The sequence below is a fragment of the Nocardia carnea genome, from assembly GCF_029869215.1.
GTDB lineage: Bacteria > Actinomycetota > Actinomycetes > Mycobacteriales > Mycobacteriaceae > Nocardia > Nocardia carnea_B.
Genome location: NZ_JARWPM010000348.1, coordinates 1 through 12,527, shown reverse-complemented (window position 1 = coordinate 12,527; position 12,527 = coordinate 1). Strand labels below are relative to the sequence as shown.

1 protein-coding gene (running past one end of the window) is annotated in these 12,527 nt (G+C 65.1%); it reads left to right on the top strand.

What is annotated here, in order from left to right; genetic code table 11:
- Window positions 1-12,527: part of a protein phosphatase 2C domain-containing protein coding region (locus QH276_RS24210; protein WP_280406913.1), annotated on the top strand (this coding region is incomplete at its 3' end). Its footprint begins 14,975 nt before the window's first position; the window shows 12,527 of its 27,502 annotated nt.

The following is a 12,527-nucleotide window of genomic DNA, read 5'->3' as shown; positions in this document are numbered from 1 at the left end:
GAAGATCTGGAGCCAGCCCGAAGCAATCGACGATCCCGAATTGTGCCGGCAACGTGAGACCGAGAACCGCTCCCTGATGGCGCAACTGCTGGAGGTGTTCGGGGGCACCATCGACCGGCATCGCTGGATCGATATCACCGAATTCGGCCTCACCGATTACGCCGGCTTCTTCCTTCGGAGACTCGAAGAGAATGAGCCGATCAACCCGGATGACCCCTTCTGGGTGTACCGGACCGACAGCGGTGGGATGGCGCTCGCGGCCAATCGTGATGTACTGCGTGCGATGCCCGATGATCGCTCGCGTGCCGAGGCGCTGTACCGAGCTCTGGGCCGGGTTGCCGCACTGGCGTCCATCGACGGGCGGGCGCTCCCGATCGCACAGTCCGCCCTGATTCGCCAGTGTGTCCGGTCGGGGACCCCTCATGAAAGCGGGGCCATCGCAGCGTGGATGACCCAGCACTTCGGCGAGGACTGCGTGACCGCCGAGGGTGTGCTCCGGATAAGCGAAGCATTCGCCACGTCCTTTGCCGCCGTGGAGAACTGGGCCGCAGCCGATGGAGTAGGTGGGGATCGGGTCCCGCCTGTCGGCCAACAGATACTGCACGCGGTAATGGACCTGGTCGGCAATGGCAATGCCGAACCGCTGTCGAGACTGCTCGGGTTGCGGGATACCGTCGAGGTATCGGTCGCGCTCAACGAACCCGACGCCTACACCCGTCCCGCCGACTTGGTTGCCGAGCGCTTGCGCCGGACCCTGCCCGAGCGGGCGGTGGACTCCATCCTCGCGGATCTGGCCAGGGCACTGAACTCCGGGCTGAAAGACGGACATGCGACGGTTCGGTTGATCGTCGACGACATCACCGATCTAGCGGAACCGAACCCGCGAGCACGTGATTTCTTGATCGAGCTGTCTGTCAACAATAAAATCGTGCGACGGGAATCAGCTGTCATGGACGGGTCTCCCGCACGCGCTGCTGTCGACATCGCACCGCGATCGGCTGTTCCGATGTCGTCGGACAATGTCCGTAACGGGGTCCTGGCAGCAATCCATCTCAGGATCGGCCAGGGGATGCGGACCCCGCTACCGGGTATACCATCCGAACCCGGCCACCGGGTCGCTGAACTCGCCACTGGGGGTCGGCTTCATCCTGGTGGCTTTCACACCTTCTATGCCATCGAAGAATGGCTGAAGGACAAACCCGGCGGTTTCGTATTCGCCTTCCTGGACGACAAAACGGTCCTCGTGGTCAACGAAGGCACCGATGAAGGCGACGAGATCGTTGTGTACGACACCGAACCGCACAGTTTCGGCATCCGAACGCTGATCGCCGACTGGCCGCGGCCGGAGCACGACCCTAATATCCCGGGCATTGCCTTCCACCGGCCGGGAGTGCCCGAGATTCGTTGTCCACGAGGCTTCTTGCGCACCCTGCTATCGGCTTTTGCTTCCCGGGGGCAGGATCCGGAACTGCCCTGGGAGGAGGCCTTCTGGCAAGCCATCGACGCCGACTTCCTTCGTTCCGATTACCAGCGGTCGGCAACCGAAGGCCTGCTGCCGCACTCGTCGGGTCGCGGCCAGTGCGTCGGCTACTCGCTACACGTACTGAAAGCGCTGGAACCCTCCGTAGAAGCACCTGATCGGCAGGGGCAGGATTCGATATGGCAGAGGGGGTGCGAAGCGGGTGAGTTCGCGGCGAAGTCGGGGTGGCGTTGGCGGGGTGCTGTCGAGGGCGAGGAAGCCGAGTATCCGGTTCTGGACGGCAGTGTACAGGCGGTGCTGGAGCGGGCGACGCGCGAGGCTTCGGAATATCGGTCGAAGTCGCTGCCGGCGACAGGCCACTCGCCTGTTGTGGTGCTCGCCCTGGAAAAGCCGGGGGAGGGTCCTCAGCGAGGTACAGCTCACCTTGTACTCACCCGGGTCGGTGAGGACGGTGTGGAGTACATCGATACCGGGGATTTCACCGACGATCAGCGAGCGATGTTGTTGACGGGGAACACGAAGTTTCTCGAAACAGCTTGGCGGAGGCTGAGCAATGCCGATACGAAATGGAGCGGAGTCCAACGGGTTACATCTGCCGTGCGCGACCCGGCCCAAACCCTGGAACCGGCACAGGGGCCGTCCTCGGAGGACAGGTGGTTCCCGGCTTCCGCATACGGTCCGGCAAACCCGATCGAGGGATTCGGACGTTCGGAGCCGACAGACCAGAACGGGGGCGATTCCGCACCGCCGACCGACTCGAAGGGCGTTCCCCTGGGCGATGGTTCCGCAAGCGGGGTTGCGGGATCTGCTGACGGCACGCCGCCCCCGGACCGTTCGGGCGGCGCGGCAGGGCAAGCCGTGGAGAACTCGGGACGCTCGTGGACGAGGGTGCCCTCCCGAGCTGAGTCGGAGGCCGCAGATCTGGCCCGGGCCCTGAATGACGCCGGAGGTGTGGGGCACCGGCCACCCGACGATGCAGATGCGGCATGGGATCTCGCCGACGAGGTTTGCCGCTGGTACGAGTCCATCCAAGAGCAGTTGCGTGACCGGGCAATGGAGGCGCGGGCCGGGATTGCGTGGAGGAATCCCGAGTGGGCTCGCCATCAGGACGGTGTACCGGTGGAGGACCGGGACATGCTGAATCGCTCGCTCGTGGAGAGCGAGGGTGCGCGGTCGCCGGTGGCCGGTCTGGTACGCGAACTGGATCGATGGGCTGTCCGGGAGAACAACAAGGCGTATCTGAAATCCTATGTTCGAGATAGCACCGATACTGGTGTGCCGGGCAAGGTCGAGGTCCAGTTCGGGGATTTCCGCAGGGCTGAATCGACCGAGAAGCCCGTGGTCGAAGTGCTTGTTGCGACGCCGTCCGAGATTGATGACATGTATGCGGTTCTGCGTGAGGCCGAGGCGCGTTACCGCCGGCTGGCCGCGGAGACCCGCGGCCGCCCGGTTGCGGTGATCGTCCGGATGTGCACCGGCGATACCGATAGCGGTGAGCGGTTGGTCCAGGATCTGGCGGGGCTGAAAGGTTCGATGCCGGAAATCCATTTACCCGCACAGGCATCGGGCACGAGCAGTAGTTCATGGGAGTCCGGCAGCTGGGTGGAAAGGCCCCTCGAGGTTGCGCCGACCGAACCGGAAATCGACAATGTCGTACTGTTCGGCTCTGCGGCCGAGTTGCTGGCTGATGCCGCTGATGCGGTACCCGAGGGCCTGCTGTCGCGGGTCACGTTGGGAGCTCTCACGCCGGAAACCCCAGCCGATCTCAGCGTCCAGATTGCGACGACGCTGCCCGACGTCCAGGTATTTGTCAGCGAACCGCTCGAAGCAGGCACCGATATCACGCGGGGGCTGGAAGATCAGGGCGGGAGGCGGGAGAAGGCGCTCACACAGCGACTGGCCGCATCGGCGTTCGAAAAGTCCGGCCGGGACCCCGAATCCGCGGCCGGCATCACGGCGGAGGTTATGTCACGCCGGCTGGCGAGCTCGCAACGGATCTCCGGCCGGTTCGTGCCGGGGGGTGCACTGTTCGAGGCGCACAAGTCGGACGAGTTCCTTGCTGAGGAGAACCTGGTCGGGTGCGCCTGGGGTATGCCGTTCACCGACCGGGATCTCTGGAACCGGGTGTGGCTGTCGAATCGGCTGGCAAGAGTCCAGGACCAGCGTGAACGGCGTGAGCTGATCGGCGCGCGGGACGCGCTGAACGGGGTCGACGACGCGGCACCCCTGTTGGTGTCGCTGAACGCGGAAAAATCGACAATGGTGGCGGCCTTCGGCGATCCGGATCCCGAATCGATCATCATCTTCACCGGTGAAGGTTCGTTGTCCACCGATGCCGGCGACTTTCTGCGGGCGGCGGCCGAGGTCCAGAAGCGGGCCGCGGAAGACGGCCGTCGAGTGCAGGTCATCGCTGCTATGGGGTATGGGAGCCTGCGTGACGACGGGTCGGCTACGGCAGCGTTGGCCCAGGTGGTTGCCGTCCAGTCGGGCCGGGAAGCGGAAGCCTCGGGTAGGCGGAGGCCGCGGATTCACCTCGTAGGCGCCGGTTCGGGCGCCGAATCCGTGATGGCAGCGGTCGCTGGTGGCCGTATGGTCAATGTGCTCGACTCGTTCGCCGTGGACAAAGCCGAGGTTCAGCCTACGCCAAACCAACGTGAACAGGCGGGTGTCAAGTGTGTCGCGTTCGGGCTGAACGCCGGTATCGGTCGCCGGCTGAGCAGGCGCGACGAGATCCAGGATATCCAGGCGGTGTATGAAGACGAGGACACCCGTCCTCGGTTCGATCGCTGGCTGGCGATGTTGACCGATAAGCAGCGCAACGTAGTGTCCTTGCGACTGGCAGGATCGAGCCCCAGCGATACGGCGGCGCGCTTGGGTTTCCGGAACGTCTCCGAAGTAAGCGAGGTTTTCAGCGACGGTTGCCTCGCGTTGGCGAAGTGGTTGCGCCTCGAAACCCTCGTCCGCGCGGCGACGCCCCGCGTCCGGGAGCAAGCGTTGCGGTCGCTGGGGCTGTCGTTGCCGGACCATCGGCAGATCGTGACAGGACTCGACCATCGGCAGATCGTGACAGGACTCATCGATGAAGGTAAGTCCCTGGACGAGGCAGCGTCCGCTACTGATCGACGGTCGTCCGCTACTGATCAACAGTCGGAAGGCATCCGGCAAGAGGCTGGTTGGGCACTGAACGTCGTGGCGGAGTCCATAGGCCAGAATGCCCCGGCGGTATCCGACGAAGGAACGCTCGGGGTCGAACTGGCCGAGGCGTTGATCGAGGCGAAGTGGGCGAGCGACGAATACCGGAGCCAGGTGAGCAGTAATGGTGGCCGGGTCGAGGAGTTGGAGCCCGGCTCAGCTGCGTTGGCGGCCGAGCAGAGCCAGCTCGCCGGTTGGAGACAACTCCAGCGTGCGAGCGACGGTCGCGCATCCGAAGACCCGAACAACCGTAGACTCAACCGCTGGATTGAGCGCGGCAAAGCGCGGGTCGAGGGCGCGCAAGGCTACCATCGGATGGATTCCCGCGTCCGTGCACTTACCGCATCGGGCCGAGAGCTTGCGGCAGCCCACCACGATCGAGAGCGTATCGTCGACGCTTACGTTGCGATTCGGGAACGGCTGGAGCCTGGAATCGTCCCGGCGAGGCCGGGGATAGCCACCACTCGTGAGCTGTACCGATTGCGGAACGAAATCGATGCCGTACTTCTCAGCGAGACAGACGACCCGGAGCGCGGTCCGGGTCGTCTGCCACGGGAGTCGTTCAAGGAACTTCGGGATCGGCGACGGTGCCTCAATGATCTGATCGCGGTATCGGAAGGATTCGAGAAGCGGGATCACCGGTGGCGCAGAGCCGTTGAGCGGGCCGAAGCGCTCACCGAAGCGAGCCGGAGCGAGGCGGAATTCGACAAGGCACTGGCCGGAACCCCGCGTCGACCGGACGCCGGGACAACACTTGCCTCCGATCCACTGTCCGGAGTGCAGGCACTGATGGAGGCCGGTGCAAAGCCGGTGTCGCTGACCGCCGGGTTCGGGGTGCGGAATGGCGAACTCGTCCTTGTGGTCGAGCCCGGCCTGGACCTGGACGAATATCGGTCGGCCGTCTTCGGCACTCTCGACTCCTGGCCCACGTTGGACCCCGGGATCGAGATGCCGATCAGGTTCCTCGAGCTCGGCGCGGACGGCTCGATCACCGAGGTGTCGGGTTACCGGGCAGGCGTTTTCGGTAGCAGCCTGCTGGTCAGTGACTCTTCATGGGCATGGTTCGACCGTGCGGGCAGGATGACTGATCCGCAGGTCGGTGAAGCACTGATGCCGGCAACAGGTCCGGGAGCGGCCGATGCCGGCGAAGCGGCTCCGCGGAACGTGCCCGGTAGCCGGACGCGTGGTGGCGGGAGTGAGGGGGAGGGCCCGAACTCGGCGGCACCACGTCCGAACGGTGGTTACTTCAGCCAGATCGGTATTCGTTCGTGGAAGCGGCCGGATTCCGGACCAGTGGCCCCGGCCGAGCCCTCGCTGGTCGAAGTAATGCGGGGCTCGGTACCGGACCCGGAGACCATGTCGTCGGAGGAATTGCGGACAGCGGCGTATCGGGTCGTCGGCCGGGCGGACCTTCCGGAGTCGGCGTGGGGCCCGATTGTGGCGGTGCTCGCGGCCCCGGGGGCTGTGGAGGCGAGTTTGCCGGTATTCGGGCCGAGTGATGCCCAGGAAATGGCTCGCCGCCTGATCGCCGGGTTGGAGGCGTTCGTCGATCATCCGGCTCGGTCGCTGAACCGCCACCCCGAGCAGTTGACACTCGACGAGCTACTGGCGGAGGCACGCAATGTTGTGGCGGCCTCGGATCCGGCCGGTGCGGGGACAGCGGACAGGAGTCTGCTGCTCTTGCGGCAGGTGTTGAGCGAGCACGCGGACCTTCAACGTGCTGCCGCCCGGGTCGAGCGGAAACGATTGGGTGGCGTGCCATTCGGTGAATGGGGGGTGATGCTGCCCGGCCGGATGGTGTGGGTGGCCCCTGCTGGTGTGTCCGATCCGGGGATGGATACCGAGGGAGGCGCATTCGAACAGGTTGGGTTGGCGGCCGGAAGTTCGGTCGAGCCGGAGTATCTGCGAGTGCGGGTCGATGGTTTCGGCCGACCGGTGACCGAACGGCGGGATACCCACGGGGAATGGACCGTCGTCGAGGAAACCATGCACCCGGTGTCGTCGGCCGACATACCAAGCGAGGACCTGTGGACGGCCGCCGAGGCGTTGACCACGCAGCACTTCCCCTCGAAACCGGGTTCGCAGACACGCGATACCGCGGCCGCGGTGATGGCGTTGTTCGAATCCGCCGACACGGTGAACCGCTACGATGCGCGACTGGCAGAGAACATGGCCACCCTGCACCGTTTGCTGCGCCGCGGGGGTGCTGCCATAGGTGCCGCAGAGCCGTCGTCGGTGGAACTGGTTGCCTTCGATGAAACCGCCTCGCCGCTGTCGCCGGAAGAACGCGCCACTTTCCGTACGGCCCGGCAGCTGCGGGGAACATTGCTGGCGGGACGGGCCCGCGCCTGGAACGAATGGCAGAACCGGGCCGGTGGGCTGATGCCCGAGCTGCCGGACTCCGGTAACCCGGAAACGACGCCACTACCGCCGCCGACGGAGCGTTTGCGGGCGATCAACGACCTGGCGGTCGCGGCGGCCGAGGCCGAAGCGCGGGAAACGGAGAACCTTCTGCGACAGCGCGCGGATTCCTACCCCGCCGCCCAATGTGCGGGTATGAATGCGCTCATCGATCGTGAGCTGGCCAAGATCGACACTGCTGTCACCGACCCACTCCAGCGGGCCCGCCGGCGCAAACTGCTCGCCACCGAACTCTTCGGCATCGAGAACGCCGGCGGGGTAGGGAAACACACGTTCGTGGTGCGCGGACCGAACCAGGTGGGCACGGTATCTGCCTCCGGCACCACCAAACTCGTGATGATCGCCGACCGCGGGCAGTCGCCGGGTACGGTGCGTGAGCAGTTGGCGACCGTCCTCCAGGACAACCCTGACTTGTGTGCCGGGCTGGGCGAGTACCACGAGGTGGAGTTCTGGCTGGTCGACGCCGAAGGAAAAGCCCTGCGCCGCACGGGTGTCATTCGATCTGCCAGCTATGGCACAACTATCGAGGTGCCGGATACCGGCTGGAGTTCGCCTGAGCTCGATCCGGACGATCCGCGATCACTTGCGCAGAAACTCCTCGGGGAACTGGACCGGATCGGGCGCGAGCGGACGAACGACGCGGACCCGGCGCGCGATCGATCTGCGGATGAGGCAGGCGGGCCGGATCTGCTGCCGGAAGGCAGCGCCGGACGGTATGCCCGGCGACTGGTGCGGGAACTACGCGAACTGGTCCTTCGGTCGAAGCCGGTTTCCGCGGCCGATTACGGTGCGCTGGCGGAAATCGGATACCGGGTGCAGGCGGTGACCACCACGGGAGTCTCCGTCGAGTCGCTCGCGGCAGCGGTCGATCTCAGTATTCGGGCATCGTTCGAAGCGCCGGATGTCGCCCCGACCACCGAACAGCTGCGGATCGCCGGCGAACTGGCCGAGGCGCTCGCCGGTGTGGTACCTGAGCCGGAGCGGCTGGTCACCAGCCAACTGGTGGCTGAGGCGCGGGCTCAGTTGTCGGCGCTCACGGCGGATTTGGAAGACCCCGCTGTGCAGGCGATATTCGATCTCGTCGCCGAATACGACCGCACGCTCGAAGAGCAGGAGCAGACGGTTCGAAACCGATTCGACCGCACCGGCGGAGTTGCGATCGGTACATGGGGAAAGATTTCGGGTGGCCGGCTGGTTCTGTTCACCAGCGCTGCTGGTGACCCTGACCTGAAACCTGCCGAGTTGCAGGCGTTACTGGAGGCGAACATCCCGGTCGAACTGCGGCGGGTCGCCGCAGACGGCGCAGTCTCGGAAGCCTGGTTGTCCCCCTTCGGCTGGGTCCGGCGCACGAACGTCGGGTCCGGTACGCCGTCGGACGTCGCGGCAACCCGGAGTGCTGTGGAAGAGGACCCGCAGGCAAACGGCCGGACCGCGGCCGCCGTCCGGGACGTATTGGTGGCGCAGGTTCTGCAGAAGGTACCGGGGACAGCTGACGCCGCTGACGCCGTAAACGCCGCGGTCGAATCGGTGGAGGCAGCCGACGCGTTCCACTCCGCTCCCGCCGTTCTGGCTGCTCTCGACAAACGTTACAGAGAGGTCGAGGAAGAACGGTCCGAAGTCCGCGCCGATCTCGTCGCGGCAAAGAAGAAACATGACCGGCTCGCCGCCATGCCGGAAGTCCGACGGCGGTGGGTGGACCCAGGAGACGAGCAACTCACTCGCCTGCCGACGAGAATCGACCTACTGCGCACGGACGAGGCACGCCTCTCGGCCGAACTGGAAGACCTGGACAGGCAGCGGTTGACGGTCTCCGTGCGCCGAGACCAGGGTGTCGCAATTCTCCTGTCGAGCGGACTGTTCCGTGCGGATGTTCTCGGTGAACCGGCTGTGTGGGATACCGATCGTCTGCAGTCGTTGCGGGCTGTGGCCGATACTGAGGCCTGCGCTCGAAGTTTCCGCGATGCTGCTTCCGCCGAGCCGGGGAATGCGCAGCGTGCGGCGGATTCTGCTGTGCTCGACCTCGACGGGATTTCGTACGAAGAGATCGGTGCGCCGAATACCGGAGTGACCACGCCGGGGAACACCCGAGGCGGAGCGGGGAAGGGTACCTCGACCGGAGCTGGTAGCGCGGAGGGACAGACCAGGAAACGCGTTCTGGGAATGATAGGCGCCCTCGGCGTCGGCGCCCTGGCCGGCGCTTACGGATTCAATAGCATCGCGGATTTCGTTGCCGACGAGATGCGGCCGGTGCGGACCGGCCTCGGTCCCGAGGTCGACGCCTTGGTGAAGAAGTCTCCTTACCTGCGTGCGATGCTGTGGCAGGCGCAGGAGCAGGGCTGGACTATCCTGTACGGAGAACCGGACGGCGTTTCGACCGCCGCGTATGGACCGAAGGTCATCGACCTGACAGGCCACCTCGGTGTTGATCTGCATGAGACGGTGGCCGTGCTGGCCCATGAACTGAACCATGCGGTCACGGTGACGGACAGTGATATGCAGGTGGAGCTGCCGGCCGACGGTGAACGCAAGAGCGACTGGGTAGTGCGACAGCTTCGCCAGCGCTTCGTACGGGAGGCCCGAGCCGGTCTGGCCGCAGCCCGCGTCCGACGTGAGATCCTGCAGGCCACCGACGGTCAGACAGATATCGGATACGGTGGTCACACCGCCGGCGTGGAGGGCTTCGTCCAGACGATGTACGAGGCGGTTGTCGCTGGGGACCTGACGAATGACGAGGCGTGTTCGGCGATTGCCGAGGAGATGCTGCGGCAACCCGAGAACTACTATTACACGAAATACGAACCCCATTACCGAGAGCTGTGGCATGAGTTCGTGGGCGGTGTGGACACCGGTCTCGGCGACGAAGTCGATGCCCTGGTGCTGCACACACCGTCACTCGTCGAGGCGATCAAAGCGCGGAAATCCGATGGCTGGCAGATCGGTTACCGCGAGGGTTTCATGCGTTCGGCGGGCCAGGTGAAATTCGGCGGTTCCGCAATAGAAATCGACGCGAATCTGGTTGGCAATCCGGAGGCGGCCGTATCTGTTCTGGCGATGAGCGTCATGGAGGCACAGCAAGGTGTGCCCGATCAAGCTGTATTCGATCCTTCCAACTCCCGCGTCGATCCCGACGAGGCACTCCGGCAGATCCGAATCGAGCCGATCGCGGAACGTGTGGTATTCCTCGGTATCGTCCGAGCGGAAATGGACGCTACCGGCCACGATATCGGCGGCCATCTCACCGAACTGTATCCCGCGGCGGACAATGAGTACGGCGAGCTGGAGATCGGTCACCGAATCCGGAACGGGGATCTCGACAATGCGGAAGGCGTCACTCTTGTGACGGACGCCCTCCTCGCCGACGCCGAAGCATTCCTCGACCTTGCGGACAGCCCGCCGGACGATGCCGCGTCGACCTCCAGCGAAACACCGGAATCCGATAAGAAATCCGGCAATTTCGGCGCCGATTACCTCGCTCCCGCTGCGGCGGCCTTGCTGCCGCCGGTCGGCGGCTGGGGCGGTGCGCGTGGTGAGGCAGCCGACGGGGAGAACCCGCCGCCGAAACGCCGGGTCGAGGTCGGTGACGCTGCAGTTGCCGAGATCGGTGGTTCTCTGCCGGACATTCTGTCCGGGTGGAATGTGGCGCCGGCTCGGATCCGGGCGGTATGCGCTGCCGTCCGTAGCGCGCTGAGCCTGCCCGAAGTGACCGCGACTGTTGATGTCGGTGAGGGGCCGAATGGGTCCGCAGTCAGCGTGAGTGCCACCGATGCCGATGGCCATCCGGTGATGACGATGGAGTTCGACGGGGAGAAGCTGTCCTTGCGGATATCTCTGGCATGGGATCGTCCATGGGCAGGTGAGTATGGTTACGGTCTGCTGCTCGTGGCCAAGGAGTTCCTTCAGGATTCGGCGTTGTTCGCGCTCACCGAGCTGGATGCGGACGAGCTGTGGGATCCGCTGGATCTTCACCGATCCGATCAATCGGGTCGGGCCGGTGAACCTCCCCAGGAGTTGGTTGTCGAGCGCACCCAACGCGATGTGACCGCGCGCATACCGTCGGCGTTCGGTCAGCCGGAGCCGGAATTCGAGTTCGCGGCCGCGGACGATGACCTGTACTCGAACGACGGCGTCGCTCCCATCGCGGCACCGGCGGAAAATTCCCCTCTCACACCGGAAGCGGCGGAACTCGAGCTGCGGGCGGCCGCAGCAGATTTAGGACTGGATTCGGAGGCCATCGAACCACTGCTGCTGCCGGGTCTGCTGGAAGACCCTGAAAAGGGACTGCGATTTCTGGCGTCGGTGCTGGAACAACCGGATACACCCGACGTCGGCACAGAACCGGCACCGGCCGCGGCGGATACGGATCCACGGGCGCGCCTGCGCACGGCGATGCGTAACTACGCGGCGATCGTGCTGAACGATACCGAGGCCCGGCGGACCATCGACGGTCCGGTGCCGGCACTCACCGATCGCGGCGAGCGCGACAACAACCAGGATGCGGTGGTATCCGGCCGGATTCACCGCACGGACGACCTGCCGATCAACGTGTCGGTGGTGTGTGACGGTGTGGGTGGAGCGACAAGTTCACATATCGCGGCACAGTTGGCTGCCCATGGGGCGCTGGTGAGCCTGAATCGCTCATTGTCGGGAGGCGCCGACCCGAGACAGGCTGTCGAGGACGCGATCAAGTATGCCGATCAGCTGGTGTGGGTCGCGAACAACCTGTTGTTCCCGGCGGAACTCGTGGCAGAGTGGGAGGATTCGCCATTCCCGAGCTCACCTGCGACGACCCTGACCGTGGTCGTTCGTGAGCCGGCACGGCACCGTTCTGAACCGGGCCGTGCGGTCATCGGCGGAATCGGCGACAGTCCCGCATTTCGGATCGGTGCCGCACCCGGCGATATCCAACAGCTCACCGGGAATCGAGGTGCAGGCACAGGAGCCAACCTCCAGATCGGTGGCAGTGTTCTGGGCTCCCCAGCGAGCTATGTATACGACTGTCAGGTAGGCGAATCCGACGTCCTCATTGCGATGAGCGATGGGATATCGGACGAACTGACCCCAACCGTGATAGCCGAAACGGTGCAGTCTGCCGATGCCGACGATGCCATTGCCATCGCCCTCGTGGATCGTGCAAGCGAGGCGGGCGGGCGACGGCAGGAAGAGGCTCGCGGTGGCACCGACTGGAAGGCCAAGCGGAAGATCGACAATATGACTGTGGCGGTGGTCAGCGATCCGCTTCGGTTTCAGAGTGAGGGTGAGAGTTCGTCTGCGGAAGCCGGCCCGGGCGGCTCCCAGGCAGAGTTCGACGGTACCCGGGCCGATGGACAGCTCGATCGCGGACTGGCTCGGGTCTCGCCGCACACGGTTCCGTCGCTTGGTCCGGACGCCGATCGGAGTCTTCCCGAAGGTTCCACGGTGCTCTCGAACAAGACGA